Genomic DNA, 23,483 nt, shown 5'->3' with positions numbered 1-23,483 from the left:
CGAGGGGCGGCTAGCCGCCCCCAAGCTTACTCCAGGATCTTGGTGACCACGCCGGCGCCCACGGTCCGCCCACCCTCACGAATGGCAAACCGCAATCCCTCCTCCAGCGCCACCGGCTTGATCAGCTCCACCGTAAACGTCACGTTGTCCCCCGGCATCACCATCTCCACCCCAGAGGGCAACTCCACCACCCCCGTCACATCCGTCGTACGAAAGTAAAACTGCGGACGGTACCCAGAAAAAAACCCCGTGTGCCGCCCACCCTCCTCCTTCTTCAAGATGTACACCGAGGCCTCAAACTTCGTGTGCGGCGTGATGCTCCCGGGCTTCGCCAGCACCTGGCCCCGCTCCACTTCCTCCCGGCTTACACCCCGGAGCAACAAACCCACATTGTCCCCAGCAATCCCCTCCTGCAGCGTCTTACGGTGCATCTCCACACCCGTCACCACCGTCTTCCGCGTCTCAGGAGCCAAACCCACAATCTCCACCTCGTCCCCAACCTTCACCTTCCCCCGCTCAATACGACCCGTGGCCACCGTCCCACGACCCGTGATCGTAAACACGTCCTCCACCGGCATCAAGAACGGCTTGTCCACGTCCCGCACCGGCGTGGGAATGTACTCGTCAATCGCGTCCAACAGCTCCCAAATCTTATCCACCCACTCGTTCTCCCCACGCCTCGTCTGGGGGTTCCTGTGCATCTGCTCCAGCGCCAGCAGCGCGCTCCCACGGATCACCGGAACCTCGTCCCCAGGAAATTCGTACTGGTTCAGGAGGTCCCGCACCTCCATCTCCACCAGGTCCAAAAGTTCCGGGTCGTCCACCATGTCCACCTTGTTCATGAACACCACGATGTACGGCACACCCACCTGGCGAGCCAGCAAAATGTGCTCCCGCGTCTGCGGCATCGGTCCGTCCGCCGCCGACACCACCAGAATCGCCCCGTCCATCTGTGCCGCACCCGTGATCATGTTCTTGATGTAGTCCGCGTGCCCAGGACAGTCCACGTGCGAATAGTGCCGCTTCGCCGTCTCGTATTCCACATGCGCCGTGTTGATGGTAATCCCCCGCGCACGCTCCTCCGGCGCCTTGTCAATCTCCCCGTAGTCCTTCACCTCCACGTTCGGGTTCTCCGCCGCCGCCACAAACGTCAAAGCCGCCGTCAGCGTCGTCTTCCCGTGGTCCACGTGCCCAATCGTCCCCACGTTCACGTGAGGCTTCGTACGGATAAACTCGCCCTTGGCCATGGTTCCTCCTTCTTTCTTGCACGCAAAAGCCGCCCTGGGGGCCTTAAGCCCAGGGCAGACAAAAAGATGGAGCTCGCGGCCGGGCTCGAACCGGCGACCTCACCCTTACCAAGGGTGTGCTCTACCTGCTGAGCTACGCGAGCTCGTGGAGCGGGAGACGGGACTCGAACCCGCGACCCTCGGCTTGGGAAGCCGATGCTCTACCAACTGAGCTACTCCCGCATGAGGGTGTGCTGGGCACACCTTTGGTGGGCAGGGCTGGATTCGAACCAGCGAAGGCGTACGCCAACGGTTTTACAGACCGTCCCCTTTGGCCGCTCGGGCACCTGCCCACGCCCGCTTGGAGCCACCCAGGGGAGTTGAACCCCCAACCCCCCGATTACAAGTCGGGTGCTCTGCCTGTTGAGCTAGGGTGGCAGGACGGGGGATAGGACCCTGTCCGAGGGAATAGGCTAGCACACCCACAGGTGAGTGTCAAGATAAAGGCATGCGCATCGTACCTTTTGGCGCCGCTCGGGAGGTCACGGGAAGCTGCCACCTCCTCTTGGCCGAGGGCAGGCGGGTCCTCCTGGACTGCGGCATGTTCCAGGGGCGCGAGGAAGAGAAGAACCACGCTCCCTTTGGCTTTGACCCCCAGGCGGTGGACGCCGTGGTCCTCACCCACGCCCACCTGGACCACGTGGGCCGTCTGCCCAAGCTTTTCCGGGAGGGGTATAGGGGGCCGGTCTACGCCACCCAGGCCACCTTCTTGTTGATGCAGATCATCCTCCAGGACGCCCTAAAGGTCATGGAAACCCCCTTTTTCGACGAGGAGGATGTGGAGGAAGCCCTCCGCCACGTCCGCCTCCTGGAGTACGGGGAATGGCTCAGGCTAGGGGACCTTACCCTCACCTTCGGCCAGGCGGGGCACCTTCCGGGAAGCGCCTTCGTGGTGGTCCAGGGGGAGGGGAAGACCCTGGTCTATAGCGGGGACCTGGGCAACAGGCAAAAGACCGTCCTCCCCGACCCCTCCCTGCCTCCCAGGGCGGATCTGATCCTCTGCGAGGGCACCTATGGGGACCGGCCCCACCGCTCCTTCGCCGCCACGGTGCAGGAGTTTTTGGAGATCCTAGAACGAACCCTGGGCCAAAGCGGCAAGGTCTTCATCCCCTCCTTTGCCGTGGAGCGCGCCCAGGAAATCCTCTTCCTCCTCTACGAAAACGGCCACCGCCTGCCCGAGGCCCCCGTCTACCTGGACTCCCCCATGGCCGAGCGGGTCCTTGACCTCTATCCCCGGCTGGTGCGCTACTTCAGCGAGGAGGTGCAGGCCTACTTCCTGACGGGGAAGAACCCCTTCCGCCCCCGGGGGCTTCGGGTGGTGGAAAGCGTGGAGGAATCCAAGGCCTTAAACCGCGAGCCCGGCCCCATGGTGATCATCGCGGGAAGCGGCATGCTCACCGGGGGGCGGATCCTCCACCACCTGAAGCACGGCCTTTCCGATCCTAAGAACACTCTGGTCTTCGTGGGCTACCAGCCTCGAGGGGGCCTAGGAGCCGAGATCATCCAAAGGCCCGAGCGCATCCACCTCCTGGGGCAGGAGGTGCCCTTAAAGGCCAGCGTCCACACCCTGGGCGGCTTCTCGGGGCATGCGGGGCAGGACGAGCTTCTGGACTGGCTGGAAGGGCAACCCCGGGTAGCCCTGGTGCACGGGGAGGAGGAGAAGCTAGGGGAGCTTCAGCAGCTTCTTGCCCAGCGGGGCCAGGCAGCCCACCTGGCCACCTTCGGGGAGGCCCTGGGGGTCTAAGGCTGGGGCTTAAAGCCGAGCCTCTCCAAAACCATGCGGGTGGCCGGGCTTTTGTTGAGGGTGTAAAAGTGCACTCCCTCCACCCCGGCCTCTAAAAGCTCCGCCACCTGGCGGGTGGCGTGCTCCACCCCGATCTCCAGGATGGCCTTGGGATCCTCCTGGTACCTTTCCAGCCTGGAAAGAAGGGGCCCGGGGATGCTGGCTCCGCAAACCTCGGTGAAGCGGCGGAGCTGGGTGTAGCTGGTGATGGGCATGATGCCGGGGAGGATGGGGATTTCTATGCCCATCCTCCTGGCCCTTTCCAGGAAACCGAAGTAGTGGGCGTTGTTGAAGAAAAGCTGGGTGATGGCGAAGTCCAGCCCCGCTTCCACCTTGGCCTTGAAATGGCGCAGGTCGGCCTCGAGGCTCTCGCTTTCCGGATGCCCCTCGGGGTAGGCGGCCCCGCCCACGGAGAGCCCCTCCCCGTAGCGGGCGCGAATATGGGCCACCAGCTCGGAAGCGTAACGGAACCCCTCGGGATGGGGTCTAAAGGCCCGTTCCCCTTGGGGAGGATCGCCTCTAAGGGCCAGGATGTTCTTCACCCCCGCCTCCACGAAGCGGTCCAGGACCTCCGCCACCTCCTTCCGGCTTTGCCCGGCCACGGTGAGGTGGGCGAGGGCGTTTAGCTTTAGGCCCAGGATCCGCTTCGCCCAGAGGACGCTCCTTTCCCGGGTGCTCCCCATGGCCCCGTAGGTGATGGAGACGAAGGCGGGCCGGAAAACCTTGAGCTCCTCCATGGTGCGGAAAAGGGCCTCCTCCCCCTCCGGGGTCTTGGGGGGAAAGAACTCAAAGGAGAAAAGGGGCCCTTTGCGCGCCTTAAGGAGGTCCCGTATTTTCATGCGCTAGAGTGTAGCCCCTCCCCTCCCCCTGGTCAAGGTGGCAAAATAAGGGTATGGTAGAGGTTCCGGAAATCCCCAAGGTGGAAGGCCTGGAGCTTCCCGCCAGGGAAACCGCCTTGATCGTGGTGGACATGCAGAACGACTTCGCCCACCCTCAAGGTGCCCTTTTCGTGCCCGATGCCCCCAAAAGCGTCCCGGCCATCCGGCTTCTTCTGGAAAGGGCGCGGCAGGCAGGGGCAAGGGTGGTCTACACCCAGGACTGGCACCGGGAGGACGACCCCGAGTTCCAGATCTGGCCCCGGCATGCGGTGGCGGGCACCTGGGGGGCGGAGATCCTGGAGGACCTCCGCCCCGAGCCGGGGGACCTGATCATCCAGAAGGTGCGCTACGACGCCTTCTACGGCACCCCCCTGGACCACTACCTGCACCTTTGGGGGGTAAAGCACGTGGTGGTGACGGGCACCGTGGCCAACATCTGCGTGCTCCACACCGCAGGCTCCGCCGCCCTTCGCTGGTACCGGGTGATCCTCCCGGAGGACGCCACCAGCGCCCTTACCCCCTTCGACCTCCAGGCGGCCTTGCGCCAGATCACCTTCCTCTACCAGGGCAAGGTGACCCGGGCCGAAGGGGTGCGCTTTGTTTGAGCATCCGGTCCTGGCGGAGTTCTACGGCCGCTTCGGCCCTGCCCCCTTCTTACCCCACGCGGCACCTCGGGAAGAACCCTTCAAGGTGCTGGCGGAAAGCATCGTGGCCCAGCTGCTTTCCGGCAAAGCAGCCACCGCCATCAGCGCCCGGCTCTGGTCCAGGATACGACCCCAACCCGAAACCATCCTCCAGGTACCCCTCGCTCTCCTCCGCCAGGCGGGGCTCTCCCACGCCAAGGCTCAGGCTCTTCGGGACCTGGCCGCCAGGAGCCTGGAAGGGCTTCTGGACGGGTTGGACTCCCTGGAGGACGAAGCGGTCAAGGAGAGGCTTCTCCAGGTACGAGGCATAGGCCCCTGGACGGTGGATATGTTCCTCATGTTCGGCCTGAGGCGGCCCGATGTCTGGCCCGTGGGGGACCTGGGTCTACGCCGGGCAGCCCAGGCGCTCTTCGATGTGGAAGCCCTAGGGCTTCCTGCTTTTGGCGAGCCCTTCCGGCCCTACCGTAGCCACCTGGCTTGGTACCTATGGCGAACCCTGGACTAATCCCCTTGGCCCAGGCGGAAGGCCAGGGGGAGGTTCTCCTCCTGAGGCAGGCCCAGGACCTGGGTTTCCCCGTGGGGGGAACCTGGGTGGTGGGGCTTTGGGAGGAGTTTGCCCGCCTCAACAACCTTGCCGAGCGCATCGCGTGGCTTTTTCAGGGGGTCTTCGGCGTGCGCATAGACGAGGAAAGGTTGCTGCTGGCGGCGGAGGAGGCAAAGCGGGCGGTGCGGGAAAGCTACCTCCTCCCCGAGCGGGCTGAGGCCTTCCTGGGAACCCTCGAGGGCAAGGGACCCTTCCTCGTCCGCCGGGCAGGGGAGGGAACCTACCACCTGGCCCGGAACCCACAGGAGGCCCTTTTCGCCTTGAAGCGGCTTTGGGCTGAAGCCTTCCGGGTGGAAGCCATCCTGGAACGCTACCCCGCCCTTTTTCCCCCAGCCCTGCCCGTTCTGGTGCAGGAGGTGACCACCCTCCCTCCGCTGGAAGGAGGGCTCCTGGAGGATCCCTTCCTCTCCCTGGACCTGTCCCAGGCCCTGGGGCAAAGGGTGGTCGCCTACACCTGGGAGGGAGCCCTTCTTCGGATAGAATCGGTACATGGTGGATAGCCACGTCCACACCCCCCTTTGCGGCCATGCCCAGGGGGCCCCGGGGGAGTACCTGTTTTACACCCGGAAAGCGGGGTTAAAGGGCTTGGTTTTCACCGACCACAGCCCTATGCCCTCCTGGTACGATCCCATGAGCCGCATGCGCCTCGAGGCCTTACCCTTTTACCTCCTGGCCCTGGAGAAAATCCGGGAGGATCACCCGGATCTTTACGTGGGGATCGGCCTCGAGGCCGACTTCCACGAGGGCACGGAGGAGTTCGTGCGGACCCTGCTTAAAGGCTACCCCTTCGACTACGTGATCGGCAGCGTCCACTACCTGGGGGCCTGGCCCCTGGACCATCCCGACCACCAGGAGGAGTACACCTGGCGGGACCTGAAGGAGATTTTCCAGGCCTACTTCCAGGAGGTGGAAAAAGCGGCAAGAAGCGGCCTCTTTCACGCCATCGGCCACCTGGACCTGCCCAAGAAGTTCGGCCACCGCCTTCCGGAGGAAGCCCTCGTGGAGCTGGCCGAACCCGCCCTTAGGGCCATAGCGGAGGAGGGGCTTCTCCTGGACGTGAACACCGCTGGGCTTCGGAACCCGGCCCAGGAGATCTACCCGGCCCCCGCCCTCCTACGGCGGGCCCGGGAGCTCGGGATCGGGGTGGTGCTGGGCTCCGACGCCCACCAGCCCCCCCAGGTGGGGTACGCCTTTAAGGAGGCGGGGGATCTTCTCCTCAACCTCGGATACCAAGAGGCCCATTACTTCCGGGAAGGCAGGGCCCAAGCCTACCCCCTGTCCAGGGCCTCGTAAACCTGGTTTCTCAGTGCGCCCAGGTCCAGGTCATCCCGCCGCCCCGAGGCCTTCTCGTAGGCCCGCACCGCCGCCACCAGCCGGGAAAAGGCCTCGGCGCAGGGATCGGGGGCGGGGGCCTCGTACTCCATAAAGGTGACCCGCTCGTAGTCCTCGGCGTACTCCTCCTCCTCCGCCTTCACGCATTCCCAGTAACGGCGCAAGGCCTCCTCCACATCCAGGCGGGCTTGCTCCAGAGCCGTCATCCTTCCCTCCCTCCTTTCCGGCTTTGGAATCTCAGGCTCGCGGCGGGGATGGGACCCTCCTGAAAGCGCTCCTCCCGCCAGGGGTCGCCCCGGAAGTGGTAGCCCAGCTTTTCCCAAAACCCCAGCTCCAAGTGGTCCAGAAGCTCAATGCCCCGCACCCACTTGGCGCTTTTCCAGGCGTAGAGGTGGGGCACCACCAGGCGCACCGGCCCACCCCGCTCCAAAGGCAAGGGCTTGTCGAAAAGGGTATGGGCGAGGAGGACATCCTCCCGCAGGAGGTCCTCCAGGAAGAGGTTGGTGGCGTAGCCCCCGTAGCTGTGGACCAAGGCGGCCACCGCCTGGGGCTTGGGCTTGGCCCTCAGCAAAAGGTCCCTCACCCGCACCCCCCGCCAGGCCACATCCAGGCGGCTCCAGCGGGTGACGCAGTGGAAGTCCCGCACCACCTCCACCTGGGGCAGGCGAAGGAGCTCCGGGTAGGTGAGGGTAAAGGGCTCCTCCACCAGGCCGAAGAGGGAAAACCGCCACTCCTCGGGGGAAACCCTGGGCTCCTCCCCATAGGTGAGGATGGGAAACCGCTCCGTGACCACCTGGCCCGGGGGAATCCTCTCCATACCTTTAGGCTAGACCAGCCCCCGGGGAAAGAAAGCGCCCTGGATCACCGGCTTCGGTAGCGGATAACCTCCACCTTCTCCAGGGTCACCAGCCCCTCCTTCACCATCCCCTCCAATACGGGCAGAAAGGCCCGGATCTTCTCCTCGGTGTCCACGATCTCGATCATGACGGGCAGGTCCTCGGAGAGCTGGAGCACCTTGGCGGTGTGGATGCGGGAGTGGGCACCGAAGCCCATGAAGCCCTTGAACACCGTGGCCCCGGCCAGGCCCTGGCGCTTGGCCTCGAGGACGATGGCTTCATAGAGGGGCCTCCCCCCATGCCGGTCCGACTCCCCCACGAAGATGCGCAGGAGCTTGGCCTCCCCTTCCAGCTTCATACCCCTAGGCTACCAGGACCCCGCCCAGGCGGTAGCCCAGAAGCACCAGGAAAAGGCCCAGGAAGACGCTGAAAAAGACGTATAAAAAAGCCCTCCACGCCTCGCCGTCCTGGATGAGGGCCAGGGTCTCGTAGCTAAAGGTGGAGAAGGTGGTGAACCCCCCCAACACCCCCACCGCCAGGAAGAGGCGCCCCTCCCCGGACAGGGCCCCCTCCAGGGACAGGCGGATCACCACGCCGATGAGGAAACTGCCCAAAGCGTTGATCAAGAGGGTGCTATAGGGGAAGCTGGGCCCGGTAAGGGCCTGCACCCAGGCCCCAAGCCCGTAGCGCAAGGCGGAGCCCAAGGCCCCGCCCAAGGCCACCAGGAGATACCGCTCCACCCCCAAAGTATATTGGGACCATGGAGCCCAAGACCCTCTCCCCCATCCTCACCGCCAAAGGGGTACGCCTGGCCATCGCCGTGGGCCGCTTCAACGAACGGGTGACCAAACTCCTCCTGGAAGGGGCCCTCGAGGCCTACGCCCGCCTGGGCGGGGACCCCGCCGAGGTTCTCGTGGCCTGGGTGCCGGGTTCCTTTGAGCTACCCCTGGTGGCCAAGCGCCTGGCCCTGCGCCCCGATGTGGATGCGGTGGTGGCCTTAGGGGCCGTGGTGCGGGGGGAAACCCCCCATTTCGAGTACGTGGCCGCCCAGGCTGCTTCTGGCCTCATGCAGGCCATGCTCCAGACGGAAAAACCCATCGTCTTCGGCGTCCTCACCACCAACACCCCGGAGGAAGCCCAGGAAAGGGCCGGAGGTAAGGCGGGGAACAAGGGAGCCGAGGCGGTGTTCACCGCCATCGAGATGGTGCGCCTTCTCGAGGCTATTTCCCGGTGATAAGGGCCCGGGCGTAACGCAGGTGCAGGTAGAGGAAGCAACCCAGGCAGAAGCCGAAGGCCAGGTTAACGAAGGCCAATAGGGCCACCAACAGGGCCAAGGCGTACCCCACCCCCTTGAGCCCGAGAAGGAGGAAGAGGGAGGCAAGCCCCAAAAACACCGCCCCCAAGGTGCGGGCGAAGCGGTGGGGCCTGGGGTCTTCCTCCACCAACCTGGCCGGGATGCCCAGGGCCCGCTTCAGGGCCACCATCAGATCCCAAGGGGTGTGCTGGCTTACCATGAGGAGGAAGAGGAGATAGACCAGAAGGGGTAGGTCCAAAAGCGCCGCCAGGGGGAGAAGAAGGGTGAGGAGAACCTGGTTGAAGCGGAGCTGGTTCCGGTCCGTCTTCATGGGGCTATAGTATACACCTGAGCCTGTGAAGAATAGGGGTAAGGGCACGCTTTGCGGAACCCCAGGGCACAATAGAGGCATGGTTCCCCTCCTCACCACCCCCCTGCCCGTGCCCCATGGCTTCACCACCCGCCTGGGCGGGGTTTCCCAAGGACCCTTTCAGAGCCTGAACCTCTCCGCCGCCACCGGGGACGACCCCGAGCGGGTGGCCGAGAACCAAAGGCGGGTCCTCTCCCGATTCGGCCATCCTCCTGTGGCCGGGCTCAAACAGGTGCACGGCACGGAGATCCACCTGGTGGAAGGCCCCGGGGTTTGGGAGGGGGATGGCCTCCTCACCCGCACCCCTGGCCTCCTCCTCAGGGTGGGGGTGGCGGACTGCTACCCCCTTCTGCTTTACCACCCCGAAGGGGCGGTGGCGGCCCTCCACGCGGGCTGGCGGGGAGTGGTGGGAGGGATCCTCCCCCGGGCCTTGGAGCGGCTGGAAAGCCTGGGCCTGGATCCCAAGGAGGTCCACCTGGCCATCGGCCCCGGCATCGGAGGCCGGTGCTACCAGGTGGGGGAGGAGGTGGCAGAGCGGTTTGCCCAAGCGGGCCTCCATACCTTTACCCCGGACCCTAAAGCCCCGGGCAAGTACCTTCTGGACCTGGAAAGGGCCCTCCTCCTCCAGGCGGAAAGGGCCGGGCTTTCCCGGGAAAGGATCTACCGGGTAGGCCTATGCACCCACTGCGAACCCACCCTCTTCTCCCACCGCCGCGACCAGGGTAAGACGGGGCGGATGTGGGGACTCGTCATGCTCCCCCGTTAAGGGCTCGGTCACCCTGTCATGCCACAATAAGGCTATGCTCTTCCCCCGGGCGGTCCTGCCTTCCCTCCTCCACCTAACCCCGAAGTGGCTCGAGGAACGGGGCCTAAAGGGGGTGATCCTGGACCTGGACAACACCCTCCTGCCCTACGGGGAGGAGGAACCCTTGCCCGAGCATCGGGCCTGGCTGGAGGCCCTAAAGGCCGAGGTTCCCGTCTACCTCCTCTCCAACGCCCTCTCCGACCGCTTCGCCCGGATCCAGGAAAGGCTGGGCCTCCCCGGCCACGCCCCTGCCCTCAAGCCCTGGCTTGGGTTTCAAAGGGCCCTGAAGGTCCTGGGCCTTCCTCCCAAGGAGGTGGCGGTGGTGGGGGACCAGATCTTCACCGACGTCCTTGGAGGCAACCTGGTGGGAGCCTATACCGTTTTAGTACCCCCCTTGCGGGAAAGGGAATTCTTTTACACCCGTTTCATACGGATGCTGGAGACTCCATTCAGAAGGCCACGGGGAGGATTGGGATGAGCGTGCTCACCATCGGGGACAAACGGCTAGGTGCCATCCTATTGGATGCCGGCCTCCTCACCGACGAGGAGCTGCAGATGGCCCTGGAAAAGCACCGGGAGGTAGGGGGTTCCTTGGCCGAGGTCATCGTGGACTCGGGGCTGCTTTCGGAAAGGCGGATCGCCCAGGCCATCGAGGACCACTTCGGCATCCCCCTGGTGGAGCTCCACACCCTAGAGATCCCCCCCAAGGTGAAGGCCCTCCTGCCGGCGGAGAAGGCCAAGGAGCTCCAGGCCATCCCCTTCGCCCTGGACGAGGAGGCAGGGGTGGTGCGGGTGGCCTTCGTGAACCCCCTGGACACCCTGGCCCTCGAGGAGGTGGAGGACCTCACCGGGATGGTGGTGGAACCCTACCAGGCCACCAAGAGCGCCTTCCTCTACGCCCTGGCCAGGAACTACCCCGAGCTCAACCTGCCCCTACCCCCTCCCCCCAGCGGCCCCAGCCGGGAGGAGCTGAAGGTGGGCGAGCTTCTGGTGGAGAAGGGTCTCCTGGACCGGAGTACCCTGGAGGAAGCCCTGGTAGAGCAGGAAAAGACCGGGGATCTCCTGGGCCGCATCCTGGTGCGCAAGGGGCTACCCGAGGAAGTCCTCTACCGGGTTTTGGCGGGGCAGAAGGAAATGGAGTTTCTCCCCTCCACCCAGGACCTATTCCCCGACCCCGCCGCCGCCAGCCTTCTCCTCCGCTCGGATGCCCTGCGCTATAGCGCCGTACCCGTGGGATTCAACAACGGGGAGGTGGAGGTGGTCCTCGCCGATCCCCGGCACAAGGAAGCGGTGGCGGAGCTCCTTGGGCGCCCCGCCCGTTTCCTCCTCACCCTTCCCAAGGAGTGGGAAGCCCTTTTCCACCAGGCCTATCCGGAAAAAAGCCGTCTGGGGGAGGTCCTGGTCCAGGAGGGGCGCCTGAGCCGCGAGGATTTAAGGGAGGCCCTCGAGGTGCAAAGGCGCCTGCCCAAGGCCAAGCCCCTGGGGGAGATCCTGGTGGAGCTGGGCTTGGCCCGGCCCGAGGACGTGGAGGAAGCCTTGAAGAAGCAACGCCAGGGTGGGGGCCGCCTCGAGGACACCTTGGTGGCCTCGGGCAAGCTCAAACCCGAGGCCCTGGCCCAGGCGGTGGCCGCCCAGCTGGGCTATGCCTACATCAACCCCGAGGAGAACCCCCCGGACCCCGGGGCCGCCCTCCTCCTCCCCGAGGACCTGGCCCGGCGGTACGGGGTCTTCCCCCACCGCCTGGAGGGCAAGACCCTGGTCCTCCTCATGAAAGACCCCAGGAACATCCTGGCCCTGGATGACGTACGCCTGGCCCTGAAGCGCAAGGGCCTGGCCTACGAGGTTCAGCCCGCCGTGGCCACGGAGGCCGCCATCACCAAGCTCATCGAGCGCTTCTACGGCAAGGAGGAGCTGGGCGAGATCGCCAAGGAGCTGTCCAAGGGCTACCAGGAGGAGGAGGCCGTCACCCCCGAGCTGGACGAAAGCGCCGCCCAGAAGTTCGTCAAGCAGGTGATCCGGGAGGCCTTCCTGCAGGATGCCTCCGACATCCACATAGAACCCCGGCAGTCGGATGTGCTGGTGCGCCTCCGCATCGACGGCACCCTGCGCCAGTACACCACCCTGCCCAAGGGGGCCCTAAACTCCATCATCAGCGTGGTCAAGATCATGGGCGGCCTCAACATCGCCGAAAGGCGCCTGCCCCAGGACGGGCGGGTGCGCTACCGGGAAGGTTCCATCGACCTGGACCTCCGCCTCTCCACCCTGCCCACGGTCTACGGGGAAAAGGCGGTGATGCGCCTTTTGAAGAAGGCCGCCGACATCCCCGAGATCGAGGGCCTGGGCTTCGCCCCCGGGGTCTTTGAGCGCTTCCAGGAGGTGATCTCCAAGCCCTACGGCATCTTCCTCATCACCGGGCCCACCGGAAGCGGCAAAAGCTTCACCACCTTCTCCATCCTCAAGCGCATCGCCACCCCCGACAAGAACACCCAGACCATCGAGGATCCCGTGGAGTACGAGATCCCCGGCATCAACCAGACCCAGGTGAACCCCCAGGCGGGGCTCACCTTCGCCCGGGCCCTCAGGGCCTTCCTCAGGCAGGACCCGGACATCATCATGGTGGGGGAGATCCGGGACTCGGAAACCGCCAAGATCGCCACCGAGGCCGCCCTCACCGGCCACCTGGTCATCGCCACCCTGCACACCAACGACGCCGCCCAGGCCATCACCCGCCTGGACGAGATGGGGGTGGAGCTTTTCAACATCTCCGCCGCCCTCATCGGGGTTCTCTCCCAGCGCCTGGTGCGGAGGATCTGCGACCACTGCAAGGTGGAGGTGAAGCCCGACCCCGAGGTCCTGCGGCGCCTGGGCCTTTCCCAGGAGGAGATCCAAGGAGCCAAGCTCTACAAGGGCATGGGGTGCGAGCGCTGCGGGGGAACGGGCTATAAGGGGCGTTACGCCATCCACGAGCTTTTGGTGGTGGACGACGAGATCCGCCATGCCATCGTGGCCGGAAAGTCGGCCACCGAGATCAAGGAGATCGCCAGGAAAAAGGGCATGAAAACCCTGCGGGAGGACGGCATCTACAAGGCCTTCCAGGGAATCACCACCCTCGAGGAGGTCCTGGCGCGTACCATTGAGTAAAGGAGTGAACTATGGCCAAAGCACTGGATATCGTGGATCTTCTGACCCTGGCTGTAGAGCGGGGGGCCAGCGACCTGGTGATCACCGTGGGCCTTCCCCCCATGATCAAGGTGGACGGGGAGTTCCACCCCACGGAGTACGAGACCCTCTCCCCCCAGGACACCCGCCGGCTCATGTACGCCCTCATGGATGAGAAGCAGCAGCGGATCTTTGAGGAGGAAAAGGAGCTGGACTTCTCCTTCAGCCTCCCGGGAAAAGGGCGCTACCGGGTGAACGTCTTCCTGCAACGGGGAAGCGTGGGAGGGGTCTTAAGAGTAGTGCCCGCCACCATCAAGAGCTTTGAGGAGCTGGGCCTGCCCAAGAACATCGCCGAGATCGCCCTTTCTCCCAGGGGCCTGGTCCTGGTCACGGGGCCCACCGGGTCGGGGAAGAGCACCACCCTGGCCTCCATGATCGACTACATCAACGAACGCAAGCCCGTGCACATCGTGACCATTGAGGACCCCATAGAGTTCTTCCACAAGCACAAGAAGGCCATCGTCAACCAGCGGGAGATCGGCTCTGATACCCACGGCTTCCACAAGGCGCTTAGAAGCGTTCTCCGCCAGGCCCCGGACGTGATCCTGGTGGGGGAGATGCGGGACTACGAAACCATCGCCGCTGCCATCACCGCTGCGGAAACCGGGCACTTGGTCATGGGTACCCTGCACACCAACTCCGCCCCCGAGACCATCGACCGCATCATCGACGTCTTCCCGGAAAATCAGCAGGAGCAGGTGCGGGTGCAGCTTTCCAACAACCTGGTGGCGGTGCTTACCCAGCAGCTTCTGCCCAAGGCCTTCGGGGGCGGAAGGGTCTTGGCCTACGAGCTCATGATCGCCACCCCTGCGGTAAGGGCTTTGATCCGGGAGGGCAAAAGCCACCAGCTCCGAAGCGTCATCCAGACCGGGGGCCAGTACGGGATGATCACCATGGACGCCTGCCTGGCGGATCTCTACCGGCGCAAGCTGATCACCTACGAGATGGGCTTGAGCCGGGCGGTGGACCCCAAGGAGTTCATGCGCCTGGCTGGGGTGCAGGAGGGGAGCAAGCGCCCTTAAGTACCCAAGGAGCTTGGTAAACTTTAGGCCATGTACGAGGCGGCCATCGGCCTCGAGGTCCACCTGCACTTAAAGACCCGGACCAAGGCCTTCTGCGGGTGCCAGGCCGATTATTTCGGCGCCCCGCCCAACACCCACACCTGCCCCGTGTGCCTGGGGTTACCCGGGGCCCTGCCCGTGCCCAATAAGAAGGCGGTGGAGTTCGGGCTCAGGCTCGCCCTGGCCCTGGGAAGCCGGATTCCGGAGAGGCTGGTCTTCCATCGCAAGAACTACTTCTACCCCGACCTACCCAAGAACTACCAGATCAGCCAGTATGACCTCCCCCTGGGCCAGGGAGGTAGCCTCCCCTTGGGGGAGAGGACCGTGCGCATCAAGCGCCTCCACCTGGAGGAGGATGCCGGGAAAAGTCTCCACCTGGAGGACCGCACCCTTCTGGACCTGAACCGGGCGGGAAGCCCCTTGATCGAGCTCGTCACCGAACCCGACCTCAAAAGCCCCGAGGAGGCCCGGCTTTTCCTGCAACGTATACAGGCTTTGGTCCAGACCCTAGGCATCTCCGAGGCCAGCCCCGAGGAAGGGAAAATGAGGGCCGACGTGAACGTTTCCGTGCGCCGTGCGGGGGAGCCTTTGGGCACCAAGGTGGAGATCAAAAACCTGAACTCCTTTAAGAGCGTGCAACGGGCCCTGGAGTACGAGATCCGCCGCCAAACCGAGATCCTGAGGCGGGGGGAGAGGGTCAAACAGGCCACCATGGGCTTTGAGGAGGGAAGCGGAAAGACCTACCCCATGCGCACCAAGGAGGAGGAGGCGGACTACCGCTACTTCCCCGAGCCCGACATCCCCCCGGTGCCCATTTCCCGGGAGTGGCTCGAGGCCATCCGGCAAGGCCTCCCCGAACTCCCCTGGGAAAAGGAAGGGCGCTACCAGGCCTTGGGGATCAAGGCCCAAGACGCCGAGGTCCTGGCCTACACCCCTTCCCTGGCCCGCTTCCTGGACCAAGCCCTAACCCTGGGCCAAGCCTCCCCCCAGGCCCTGGCCAACTGGCTTCTGGCGGACGTGGCCGGGCTCTTGAACGAGCGGGGGCTTACCTTGGAGCAAACCCGCCTTGCCCCGGAAGGCCTCGCCCGCCTGGTGGCCCTCTTTGAGCGGGGGGAGATCACCAGCCGGGTGGCCAAGGAGCTTCTGCCCGAGGTGCTGGAGGGCAAGGATCCCGAGGCCCTGGTGCGGGAGCGGGGCCTAAGGGTGGTGGCGGACGAGGGAGCCTTGAGGGCCGTGGTGACCGAGGTGATCGCCGCCATGCCCGAGGCGGCAGAAAGCGTGCGCCAGGGGAAGCTCAAAGCCCTGGACGCCCTTTTGGGCCAGGTGATGCGGAGGACCAAGGGCCAGGCCAAGCCCGACTTGGTGCGAAGGCTTCTCCTCGAGGCCCTTGGGGTAGGATGAGGCCGATGCGTTACGAGGAAGCCGGGGTATACATCGAGGCCAAGGCGGAAGCCCTGAAAAGGGCCAAGGAGGCCATCGCCGCCACCTATACCCCCAAGGTGTTACGAGGGCTTGGAGCCTTTGGGGGGCTTTTTGACGCCGGGGGGCTAAAGGAAATGAAGGAGCCCGTCCTGGTGGCCACCACGGACGGGGTGGGCACCAAGACCCTTTTGGCCCTCCAGGCGGGCAATGTGTCCGGGCTGGGCTTTGACCTGGTGAACCACTCCGTGAACGACCTCCTGGCCCAGGGAGCCCTGCCCCTCTTCTTCATGGACTACCTGGCGGCAAGCCGCCTGGAGGAGGAGGTGCTCTCCGCGCTCCTCACCTCCCTGGCCGAGGCCTGCAAGGCCCTGGGCATTCCCCTTTTGGGCGGGGAGACCGCCGAGATGCCCGGGGTCTACCGGGAAGGGGCCTGGGATGCGGTGGGCACCCTGGTGGGCGTGGTGGAGAAGGAGGAGATCCTGGGCCCGGAAAGGGTCCAGGAAGGGGATCTCCTCCTGGCCCTTCCCTCCTCCGGCCCCCACACCAACGGCTACTCCCTGATCCGGAAGGTGGTGGAGGGGCTGGACCTCGAGGCGCCCGTACCCGAGCTTGGGGAAAGCCTAAAAGAAGCCCTCCTCCGCCCCCACCGGGCTTACCTCAAGGAGTTCCTAACGCTTAGGGAAGCTGGGGTGAGGATCCACGCCATCGCCCACATCACCGGGGGCGGCCTCCCGGAAAACCTGCCCCGGGCTCTTCCCGAGGGCCTGGGAGCGGAGATCCGAAAGGGAAGCTGGCCCATTCCCCCCATCTTCCCCTACCTGCAACGCCTGGGAAACATACCGGAGGAGGAGATGTACCGGGTCTTCAACATGGGCCTTGGGCTGATCCTGGTCCTGCCGGAAAAGGAGGCCCAGAGGGCCCAGGACCTGGTGGAAAGCTTCCCGGTGGGACGGGCAGTGGCAGGCTCCGGGGTTCGGCTGGTATGAAAGAGCTCTGGCTCATCCGCCACGGGGAAACCGAGTGGAACGTCAAGAAGCGCTTCCAGGGCCACCTGGATGTACCCCTCTCCCCTGCGGGGATCGGCCAGGCCTTCCGCCTGGCCCAGCGCCTTTCCCGGAGCCAGCTTCCCTTTCACGGGCTTTACGCCTCCGACCTCCGCCGGGCCCGGGAAACCGCCGAGCCCCTGGCGGCGGTGCTGGGCCTTCCCTTGGAAACCACCCCCCTTTTGCGGGAAATCGACGTGGGCGCCCTGGCCGGCCTGAGCCGGGAGGAAGCGGAGGCCCGGTACCCCGAGTTCATCCGGGCTGCCCAAAGGGATCCCTGGCATACCCCCCGCCCTGGTGGGGAAAGCATGGCGGACTTAGCCCGGCGCCTGGAGGCTTTCCTTGAAACGCTCCCGGCCGGCCGGCACCTCCTGGTGACCCATGGGGGCGTGATCCGCGCCGCCTTGAAGATGGCCCTGGACCTCGAGGGCGATGCCTGGCGGCGCTTCCACATCCCCAACACCTCCATCACCCGGATCCTTCTGCCCGAGCGGGAGGTCCTCGCCGTTTCCGATAGCGCCCATTTGGAAACCTGGGCCGACTGGCTTTCCGACGAAAGCGTCAAATGAAAAACCCCCAGGCATAAGCCTGGGGGATATATGTGGAGCGGGAGACGGGACTTGAACCCGCGACCCCGACCTTGGCAAGGTCGTGCTCTACCAACTGAGCTACTCCCGCACGCGCCACACGCGGCGCGTAGTAAAAATCCCCCGCACCGACCTACTCTCCCAGGACCCTGCGGTCCCAGTACCATCGGCGCTGGCGCGTTTCACTTCCGTGTTCGGAATGGGAACGGGTGGTTCCACGCCGCTATGGGCACGGGGGATTCTCGTGTTTTGCTTTTCAAAATCCCACGCCGCCCACGAGCGGCAGGGGATCCAAGCTGGGGTGGTCATCAGGGCAAAAAGGGTCAAGACCTCGGACGATTGGGACCGGTCAGCTCAACGCCTCACGGCGCTTACACCTCCGGCCCATCCACCGGGTCGTCTTCCCGGGTCCTTACCGGCTTCACACCGTGGGAGGCCTCATCTTGGGGCGGGTTTCCCGCTTAGATGCTTTCAGCGGTTATCCCTCCCGCACATGGCTACCCAGCTTATGCCCCTGGAGGGACAGCTGGGAAACCAGAGGTGCGTCCCTTCCGGTCCTCTCGTACTAGGAAGAGCCCCCCTCAAGCCTCCTGCGCCCGTGGCGGATAGAGACCGAACTGTCTCACGACGTTCTGAACCCAGCTCGCGTGCCGCTTTAATGGGCGAACAGCCCAACCCTTGGGACCTTCTTCAGCCCCAGGATGCGACGAGCCGACATCGAGGTGCCAAACCTCCCCGCCGCTGTGGACGCTCGGGGGAGATCAGCCTGTTATCCCCGGGGTAACTTTTATCCGTTGATCGATGGCCCTTCCACACGGGACCACCGGTTCACTAGGCCCGGCTTTCGCCCCTGCTCGGCTTGCAGGCCTCACAGTCAGGCTCCCTTCTACCCTTGCGCTCTCCGGCGGATTTCCGTCCCGCCTGAGGGAACCTTTGGGCGCCTCCGTTACCCTTTAGGAGGCGACCGCCCCAGTCAAACTGCCCGCCAAGCGCTGTCCCCAATCCCTTGGGTTAGGCCCCCAGCCGCATCAGGGTGGTATTTCACCGGCGCCTCCACCGCCCCCGAAAGGGCGGCTTCACAGGCTCCCACCTATCCTACGCAGACGCGACCAAGAGCCAACACCAGGCTGCAGTAAAGCTCCACGGGGTCTTTTCGTCCTGCCACGGGTAGGCCGCATCTTCACGGCCAGTTCAATTTCACCGGGTCCCTCGCCGAGACAGCGCTCCGGTCGTTACGCTTTTCGTGCAGGTCGGAACTTACCCGACAAGGAATTTCGCTACCTTAGGACCGTTATAGTTACGGCCGCCGTTCACCGGGGCTTCGGTTCAGGGCTTGCACCCCTCCCCTTGACCTTCCGGCACCGGGCAAGCGTCGCTCCCTATACCTCCTCTTACGAGTTCGCAGAGAGCTGTGTTTTTGGTAAACAGTCGCCAGAGCCTGTTCACTGCGGCTCGCCATCGGCGCCGCACGCGGCGCCAACAGAGAGCACCCCTTCTCCCGAAGTTACGGGGCTAACTTGCAAAGTTCCTTGGCGAGGGTTATCCCGCGCGCCTGAGTGCTCTCGCACCCGCCCACCTGTGTCGGTCTCCGGTACGGGTTCCCATGGGTTGTGCTTAGAGGCTTTTCTCGGCTCCCTGGCTTCGGGGGGTTGTCACCCTCACGGGCTTCCCCACCACGCAGAGCACACGGGAGGCGGATTTGCCTACCTCCCACCCTGCGCTTCTGGCCGGGCTCGTCCATGGCTCCGGTCCCCCTAGCCTAGAGCGTCCCCCCATCGCACCCATGGGAAGGGCCGGAATATTAACCGGCTGCCCTTCGGCTACGCCCCTCGGCCTCACCTTAGGCCCCGCCTAACCCTACGCTGACGACCATTGCGTAGGAACCCTTGGGCTTACGGCGACAGGGATTCTCACCCTGTTTATCGTTACTCATGCCGGCATTCGCACTTCCCTTACCTCCAGCCGCCCTCGCGGACGACCTTCATCGGCATCGGGAACGCTCCCCTACCGCCTGAGGGATCACCCCTCAGACCCGCAGCTTCGGCGCTGGGCTTAAGCCCCGATCATTTTCGGCGCAGCGTCACTCGACCAGTGAGCTATTACGCACTCTTTAAAGGATGGCTGCTTCTAAGCCAACCTCCTGGCTGTCTCAGCAACGCCACATCCTTTCCCACTTAGCCCAGACTTCGGGACCTTAGCTGGCGGTCTCGGTTGTTCCCGCGCTTGGACACGGACGTTATCGCTCGCGCCCTCACTCCCAGGCTCCACCTGGAACCCTTCGGAGTTTGACAGGGTTTGGTAGGCTGGTGGGCCCCCTAGCCCTATCAGTGCTCTACAGGCCCCAGTCAGCACCTGAGGCTGACCCTAAAGTCATTTCGGGGAGAACCAGCTATCTCCGGGTTCGGTTAGCTTTTCACTCCTAACCCCAGCTCATCCGAGGGGTTTGCATCCCCCACCGGTTCGGGCCTCCACTGGGCTTCACCCCAGCTTCACCCTGGCCAGGGCTAGCTCACCCGGTTTCGGGTCCACGGCCGCGGACTAACGCCCTCTTCGGACTCGGTTTCCCTACGCCTCCGCCTCAACGGCTTAAGCTCGCCCACGACCGTGAGTCGCCGGCTCATGCTTCAATAGGCACGCCGCAACCCCCCAAAGGGGCCGCGACTGCTTGTAAGCCCACGGTTTCAGGCTCTATTTCACTCCCCTCCCGGGGTTCTTTTCACCTTTCCCTCACGGTACTGGTCCACTATCGGTCACCCGGAGTACTTAGCCTTAGGCGGTGGTCCGCCCAGATTCCCCCATGGCTCCACGAACCACAGGGTACTCGGGTACCCTCACCTATCCCCTCCCCTTTCGCCTACAGGGCTTTCACCTTCTCCGGCGCTGCTTCCCAACAGCTTCGGCTAGAGTCGGGGATTCGGTATCCGAGGGCCCCACTACCCCGCCCGGACAAGCCAGACGGTTTAGGCTCTTCCCCTTTCGCTCGCCGCTACTCAGGGAGTCGCTTTCGCTTTCCTCTCCTCTGGGTACTGAGATGTTTCAGTTCCCCAGGTTCCCCCCGCCAATCGGCGGTGACCCGTGTTCCCACAGGCCGGGTTCCCCCATTCGGACATCCAGGGATCAACGCCCGCTACCGGCTCCCCCTGGCTTATCGCAGGTAGCCACGTCCTTCATCGGCTCGGGTGCCAAGGCATCCACCGTGGGCCCTTAGCATCTTGACCCTGCAAGGCCGCTCATCACGGCCTCTAACTACCTATCCTCCACCCCAGCTTTCAAGATCCCCCGCCGCCCCTTCAGGCAGCGCAAAGAAAAAACTACCAGACCAAAACAAGACTGTCAAGGGGGGTGGAGGCTTTTCGGGTAAGCTAAGGCCGTGCGCGGCCTGCTGGTACGGCTTCTCCTCAACACCCTGGCCCTTTGGGTGGTGAGCCTGGTGTACCCGGGGGTTTCCTTCGCCCGGGAGGCAGGGCTTTTGGACTACTTGGTGGCAGGTGCGGTATGGGGGCTGGCCAATGCCCTGCTGCGGCCCATTCTCCTTTTCCTGACCCTGCCCTTAAACCTCATGACCCTGGGGCTCTTCACCCTGGTGGTTAACGGCATCGTGCTTTACCTGGTGGCCGAGGCCACGGCCCTTCAGGTGCCGGGCTTTGGTGAAGCCCTCATTGGGGCCTTGATCCTTTCCCTAGTAAGCCTTCTTCTCAGCTGGCTTTTCCGCGACTAGCGGTTTTCCATCACGTAGCGGGAAAGCTCCTCGATCAGGACCTCCTGCTCGGTGATGATGGCCTTGACCGCATCCCCGATGGAAACCACTCCGACCACCCTGCCTTCCTCCAAGACAGGAAGATGCCGCACCCGGTGCTCGGTCATCAGGCGCATGGCCTCTTCCAAGGTGGTTTCGGGAGTCACCGTGATCACCTCACGGGTCATAACCTCCTCCACCAGGGTGTCCTTGGAAAACCGGCCCAGGAGGACCAGCTTCCGGGCATAGTCCCGCTCGGAGAAGACGCCGAGAAGCCTCTCCCCCTCCATGACCAGGAGGGCCCCAATGTCGTGCTCCGCCAGCTTGCGCAAAGCCTCCAGCACCGTGGCCTGGGGGTGAACGCTATAGACCCCTCCCCCCTTGCGCAACAGGACCTGCCGAACGGTCATAGAACCCCCTTTCCTTTAGGGGTTCATTATACCAGACCGGGCAAGCGCTTATCGCACGGTGAGGACCGGCCCCACCGCATGGCGCACCACGTATTCGGCGGTGCTCCCCAGGACCAGGCGGCGCACCGGCGCTCCCAGGGCCAGAAGATCCGAGGGGGTTTGCAAGGAAACAAGATGCTCTGCGGGGTCGCCCGAGAAGGCCAGGGACTCCACCCGGATCCCCTGGTCCTGCAGGTAGGTCTGCGCCTCGAGGACCCAGGCCCCTGCCTGCACCGGATCGTCGTGCACGCTCACCACCCGCACCCATAGCCCCAGGGGCCTGGCCAGAAGGGCCAGGGTGTGCAAGGCCCGCACCGCACTTTCCGAAGCGTTGTAGCCCAGGATGGCCCCTTCTATCTCCACGTAGTCGGTGGGAGCCACCAGAACCGGGGTGGGCGAGGTTCTTAAAACCCTATCCACGGTGCTTCCCAAACCAACGAAGCTCCCCCCATGGGTTTCTCCGCTCCGGCCCATGACCAGGAGGTCTGCGGTACGGGCGTGGCGCAGGATTACCTCGTGGGGCAACCCGGTTTCCATGAAAACCTCCGCCTGAAGCCCCGCCTCTTCGGCGCTTTTGCGAATGCGCTCCAATAAGGCCTCGCCATGGGCGGAAAGGGCCTTTTCCAGCTCTTCCCGGTAGGCGGGCACGGGCACGGTAAGGGCCCCGAAGTCCATGAGCTCCAACACCCGGATGAGGCGGGAATCCCGGACGTAGAGGGCCACCAACTTGGCGGAAAGCTTGTAGCAAAGCCACTCCGCCAGCACCTCCGCTCCCCGGGCCTGGGGAGAGCCATCTGTGGCCAGAAGGATCCTCATGGATCCATCTTACGGCCCTTAGGCCCAGCCCCAGGTTCCCGTACCCCCTGGGCCAAGGCCCAGGCGGGCAGGATCAAGGCCCCCAGGGCCAGGAGAACCGGCATCACGCCAAAGACCTCGATCAAGTGTCCTATGGGGGCGTAGAAGAGCCCGGCGAAACCCCAGGTGAAGCCCATGAGAAGCCCGGAAACCGTGGCCGTTTGGCCCGGTTCCAGCTCCTGGGCCAAGGCCACAGCCACCGGGATCCCCGCGTTCATCAAGGCCCCGGTCAGGGCCAGAAGGACCAGGTAGGGCGCACCCTCGGGAGGCAGGGAAAGAAGGCCCAGGTACAGGGGAAGCCCGAAGGCCAGGGTCCCCACCAAAACCGCCTTCCGCCCCAGGCGGTCGGAAAGGGTACCCCCAAGGAAGGCGCCCAAGGTGGCGGAGAAGCTATAGGTGGAAAGGCTTAAGGCGATGTACGCATCGGAAAGGCCCCTTTGGGTAAACCAATAGGGTAAGGTGGTGGAAAAGCTCATAAACACCAGGCTCCTTAAGGTGGCCATCCCCCAAAGCCGGGCCACATCCCCGCGAAAGACCCTCAGAAAGTCCCTGAAACCCGCGGGCTTTCCCTGGCGCCGCACGGGGGGCAGGCGCAGGAGAAGCAGGGCCGGCACCAGGGCAAGCGGGGTTAACCACACTAGGCCCCTAAGCCCCCAAGCCCCCACGGCGAACAAGGCCACCACCGGCCCCAGGGAAAGGCCCAGGTACCCAGCGGACCCAAAAAAGGAAAGCCAAAAACCCCTCCGCTCCCTCGGGGCGAACTCCCCCACCAGGCTGGCCCCCGAGGCGTGGAAAAGAGCTGAACCCAAGCCGGCAAGCCCCAGGACCAGAAGCAGTACCTCGAACCGAGGCCATAGGCCCAAGGAACCCATGCCCAAAGCCACCAGCACCGGCCCCAAGGCCGCCAAAAGCCTTCGGTCCAACCGGTCGGCAACGAGGCCGGCCAAGGGCTGGAAAAGGCTACCCGTAAGGGAATACACGGACACCAGAAGCCCCACCGTCCCAAGCCCTACCCCAAAGTGGGCCATCAGCTTGGGCAGAAGGGGCGTGAGGAAGTTGGAAAAGAGGTCGTTGACCGTGTGAAGCCAGGCCAGGAGAAGCGGCAGCACCCTCCCATGCTAAACCCCTTTCTCATGAGGAGTGTGCTACAATCCCTTCGTGCTTGTGGGCTTTCCGGTAGGCGGGGGAAAAAGAAAAATGGCGCGCCCGAGAGGACTCGAACCTCTGACCTTCGGCTCCGGAGGCCGACGCTCTATCCAGCTGAGCTACGGGCGCACTC

The 23,483-nt window shown here is 64.5% G+C and carries 24 protein-coding genes, 6 tRNA genes and 2 rRNA genes; 14 read left to right on the top strand and 18 right to left on the bottom strand.

What is annotated here, in order from left to right; genetic code table 11:
* Positions 1–26: 26 nt before the first annotated feature.
* The 5 genes from tuf to KQ693_RS03460 form a co-directional block, all read right to left on the bottom strand.
* The gene (gene tuf / locus KQ693_RS03480; RefSeq protein WP_219760594.1) at positions 27–1,247 is read right to left on the bottom strand and encodes an elongation factor Tu; all 1,221 of its coding nucleotides are present in this window, start codon (positions 1,245–1,247) and stop codon (positions 27–29) included.
* A 67-nt stretch (positions 1,248–1,314) separates the two neighbouring features.
* A tRNA-Thr gene (locus tag KQ693_RS03475) sits at positions 1,315–1,390 on the bottom strand.
* 3 nt (positions 1,391–1,393) lie between these two features.
* Positions 1,394–1,469 (bottom strand) — tRNA-Gly (locus KQ693_RS03470).
* 24 nt (positions 1,470–1,493) lie between these two features.
* Positions 1,494–1,579: transfer RNA gene (locus tag KQ693_RS03465), tRNA-Tyr, on the bottom strand.
* Between the two features lie 9 nt (positions 1,580–1,588).
* A tRNA-Thr gene (locus KQ693_RS03460) sits at positions 1,589–1,664 on the bottom strand.
* A gap of 70 nt (positions 1,665–1,734) precedes the next feature.
* Here KQ693_RS03460 and KQ693_RS03455 point away from each other — a divergent pair.
* Positions 1,735–3,030, top strand: a complete 1,296-nt coding sequence (locus KQ693_RS03455) for an MBL fold metallo-hydrolase (RefSeq protein WP_219760541.1) — start codon at positions 1,735–1,737, stop codon at positions 3,028–3,030.
* On the opposite strand, the gene metF is transcribed toward KQ693_RS03455, so the two are convergent.
* On the bottom strand, positions 3,027–3,908 hold the full coding sequence (gene metF / locus KQ693_RS03450) for a methylenetetrahydrofolate reductase [NAD(P)H] (RefSeq protein WP_267261932.1): 882 nt from the start codon (positions 3,906–3,908) through the stop codon (positions 3,027–3,029). The genes KQ693_RS03455 and metF overlap by 4 nt on opposite strands.
* Before the next feature lie 53 nt (positions 3,909–3,961).
* Between metF and KQ693_RS03445 the strand changes: the two genes are divergently transcribed.
* Genes KQ693_RS03445 through KQ693_RS03430 form a run of 4 tightly spaced genes read left to right on the top strand, consistent with a single transcriptional unit; the run spans position 3,962 to position 6,488 of the window.
* Positions 3,962–4,552, top strand: a complete 591-nt coding sequence (locus tag KQ693_RS03445; protein ID WP_267261931.1) for a nicotinamidase — start codon at positions 3,962–3,964, stop codon at positions 4,550–4,552.
* Positions 4,545–5,096: a DNA-3-methyladenine glycosylase family protein gene (locus KQ693_RS03440; protein WP_267261930.1), complete on the top strand. Its 552-nt coding sequence runs from the start codon at positions 4,545–4,547 to the stop codon at positions 5,094–5,096. Before KQ693_RS03445 ends, KQ693_RS03440 begins: the two co-directional genes overlap by 8 nt.
* Positions 5,078–5,695, top strand: a complete 618-nt coding sequence (locus KQ693_RS03435) for a hypothetical protein (RefSeq protein WP_267261929.1) — start codon at positions 5,078–5,080, stop codon at positions 5,693–5,695. The genes KQ693_RS03440 and KQ693_RS03435 overlap by 19 nt, the downstream gene beginning before the upstream one ends.
* On the top strand, positions 5,685–6,488 hold the full coding sequence (locus tag KQ693_RS03430) for a histidinol-phosphatase HisJ family protein (RefSeq protein ID WP_267261928.1): 804 nt from the start codon (positions 5,685–5,687) through the stop codon (positions 6,486–6,488). The genes KQ693_RS03435 and KQ693_RS03430 overlap by 11 nt, the downstream gene beginning before the upstream one ends.
* Here the strand turns inward: KQ693_RS03430 and KQ693_RS03425 are convergent.
* The 4 genes from KQ693_RS03425 to crcB are packed head-to-tail and all read right to left on the bottom strand — an operon-like array spanning position 6,464 to position 8,103.
* The gene (locus KQ693_RS03425; protein WP_015716097.1) at positions 6,464–6,733 is read right to left on the bottom strand and encodes a hypothetical protein; all 270 of its coding nucleotides are present in this window, start codon (positions 6,731–6,733) and stop codon (positions 6,464–6,466) included. The two genes, KQ693_RS03430 and KQ693_RS03425, sit on opposite strands and share 25 nt — an antisense overlap.
* Positions 6,730–7,344 (bottom strand): sulfite oxidase-like oxidoreductase, encoded by a 615-nt coding sequence (locus KQ693_RS03420; protein ID WP_267261927.1) that lies wholly within the window; start codon positions 7,342–7,344, stop codon positions 6,730–6,732. Before KQ693_RS03420 ends, KQ693_RS03425 begins: the two co-directional genes overlap by 4 nt.
* Before the next feature lie 44 nt (positions 7,345–7,388).
* On the bottom strand, positions 7,389–7,721 hold the full coding sequence (locus KQ693_RS03415; RefSeq protein ID WP_015716095.1) for a DUF190 domain-containing protein: 333 nt from the start codon (positions 7,719–7,721) through the stop codon (positions 7,389–7,391).
* A 4-nt stretch (positions 7,722–7,725) separates the two neighbouring features.
* Positions 7,726–8,103: a fluoride efflux transporter CrcB gene (gene crcB, locus KQ693_RS03410; protein ID WP_038071939.1), complete on the bottom strand. Its 378-nt coding sequence runs from the start codon at positions 8,101–8,103 to the stop codon at positions 7,726–7,728.
* Positions 8,104–8,123: 20 nt separating this feature from the next.
* Here crcB and ribH point away from each other — a divergent pair, with 20 nt between their 5' ends.
* Entirely contained in the window at positions 8,124–8,597 is a 474-nt protein-coding gene (gene ribH / locus KQ693_RS03405; RefSeq protein ID WP_267261926.1) for a 6,7-dimethyl-8-ribityllumazine synthase, read from the top strand.
* Here ribH and KQ693_RS03400 read toward each other — a convergent pair.
* Positions 8,584–8,988, bottom strand: coding sequence for a DUF4395 family protein (locus KQ693_RS03400; protein WP_219760535.1), 405 nt, complete (start codon positions 8,986–8,988; stop codon positions 8,584–8,586). The two genes, ribH and KQ693_RS03400, sit on opposite strands and share 14 nt — an antisense overlap.
* A gap of 79 nt (positions 8,989–9,067) precedes the next feature.
* On the opposite strand from KQ693_RS03400, the gene pgeF reads away from it, so the two are divergent.
* The 7 genes from pgeF to KQ693_RS03365 are packed head-to-tail and all read left to right on the top strand — an operon-like array spanning position 9,068 to position 17,146.
* On the top strand, positions 9,068–9,793 hold the full coding sequence (gene pgeF / locus KQ693_RS03395) for a peptidoglycan editing factor PgeF (RefSeq protein WP_219760534.1): 726 nt from the start codon (positions 9,068–9,070) through the stop codon (positions 9,791–9,793).
* Between the two features lie 34 nt (positions 9,794–9,827).
* The gene (locus KQ693_RS03390) at positions 9,828–10,310 is read left to right on the top strand and encodes a YqeG family HAD IIIA-type phosphatase (protein WP_267261925.1); all 483 of its coding nucleotides are present in this window, start codon (positions 9,828–9,830) and stop codon (positions 10,308–10,310) included.
* A complete protein-coding gene (gene pilB, locus KQ693_RS03385) occupies positions 10,307–12,973 on the top strand; it encodes a type IV pilus assembly ATPase PilB (protein WP_219760532.1) in 2,667 nt (888 codons plus the stop codon). Before KQ693_RS03390 ends, pilB begins: the two co-directional genes overlap by 4 nt.
* A gap of 11 nt (positions 12,974–12,984) precedes the next feature.
* On the top strand, positions 12,985–14,073 hold the full coding sequence (locus KQ693_RS03380) for a type IV pilus twitching motility protein PilT (protein ID WP_219760531.1): 1,089 nt from the start codon (positions 12,985–12,987) through the stop codon (positions 14,071–14,073).
* Positions 14,074–14,103: 30 nt separating this feature from the next.
* Positions 14,104–15,513, top strand: a complete 1,410-nt coding sequence (gene gatB, locus KQ693_RS03375; protein WP_267261924.1) for an Asp-tRNA(Asn)/Glu-tRNA(Gln) amidotransferase subunit GatB — start codon at positions 14,104–14,106, stop codon at positions 15,511–15,513.
* A gap of 5 nt (positions 15,514–15,518) precedes the next feature.
* Entirely contained in the window at positions 15,519–16,520 is a 1,002-nt protein-coding gene (purM, locus tag KQ693_RS03370; RefSeq protein WP_267262350.1) for a phosphoribosylformylglycinamidine cyclo-ligase, read from the top strand.
* Positions 16,517–17,146: a histidine phosphatase family protein gene (locus KQ693_RS03365; RefSeq protein WP_015716085.1), complete on the top strand. Its 630-nt coding sequence runs from the start codon at positions 16,517–16,519 to the stop codon at positions 17,144–17,146. Before purM ends, KQ693_RS03365 begins: the two co-directional genes overlap by 4 nt.
* Before the next feature lie 33 nt (positions 17,147–17,179).
* Here KQ693_RS03365 and KQ693_RS03360 read toward each other — a convergent pair.
* From KQ693_RS03360 to KQ693_RS03350, 3 genes are all read right to left on the bottom strand, one after another.
* Positions 17,180–17,255, bottom strand: a tRNA-Gly gene (locus tag KQ693_RS03360).
* A gap of 29 nt (positions 17,256–17,284) precedes the next feature.
* Positions 17,285–17,401 (bottom strand): 5S ribosomal RNA (gene rrf / locus KQ693_RS03355).
* An 82-nt stretch (positions 17,402–17,483) separates the two neighbouring features.
* Positions 17,484–20,382 (bottom strand): 23S ribosomal RNA (locus KQ693_RS03350).
* A 152-nt stretch (positions 20,383–20,534) separates the two neighbouring features.
* Between KQ693_RS03350 and KQ693_RS03345 the strand changes: the two genes are divergently transcribed.
* Complete coding sequence (locus KQ693_RS03345) at positions 20,535–20,882, top strand: phage holin family protein (protein ID WP_219760299.1); 348 nt, start codon at positions 20,535–20,537, stop codon at positions 20,880–20,882.
* On the opposite strand, the gene KQ693_RS03340 is transcribed toward KQ693_RS03345, so the two are convergent.
* The 4 genes from KQ693_RS03340 to KQ693_RS03325 all read right to left on the bottom strand — a co-directional run bounded on the left by KQ693_RS03340 (position 20,879) and on the right by KQ693_RS03325 (position 23,479).
* Positions 20,879–21,310, bottom strand: a complete 432-nt coding sequence (locus KQ693_RS03340; protein ID WP_219760298.1) for a CBS domain-containing protein — start codon at positions 21,308–21,310, stop codon at positions 20,879–20,881. The genes KQ693_RS03345 and KQ693_RS03340 overlap by 4 nt on opposite strands.
* A gap of 48 nt (positions 21,311–21,358) precedes the next feature.
* On the bottom strand, positions 21,359–22,165 hold the full coding sequence (locus KQ693_RS03335; RefSeq protein ID WP_267261923.1) for a universal stress protein: 807 nt from the start codon (positions 22,163–22,165) through the stop codon (positions 21,359–21,361).
* Entirely contained in the window at positions 22,162–23,313 is a 1,152-nt protein-coding gene (locus KQ693_RS03330; RefSeq protein WP_267261922.1) for an MFS transporter, read from the bottom strand. The genes KQ693_RS03335 and KQ693_RS03330 overlap by 4 nt, the downstream gene beginning before the upstream one ends.
* Positions 23,314–23,402: 89 nt before the next feature.
* Positions 23,403–23,479, bottom strand: a tRNA-Arg gene (locus KQ693_RS03325).
* Positions 23,480–23,483 lie beyond the last annotated feature (4 nt).

This window comes from Thermus brevis, assembly GCF_026427635.1.
GTDB lineage: Bacteria > Deinococcota > Deinococci > Deinococcales > Thermaceae > Thermus > Thermus antranikianii.
This window is presented reverse-complemented; position numbering and strand designations above follow the sequence as displayed.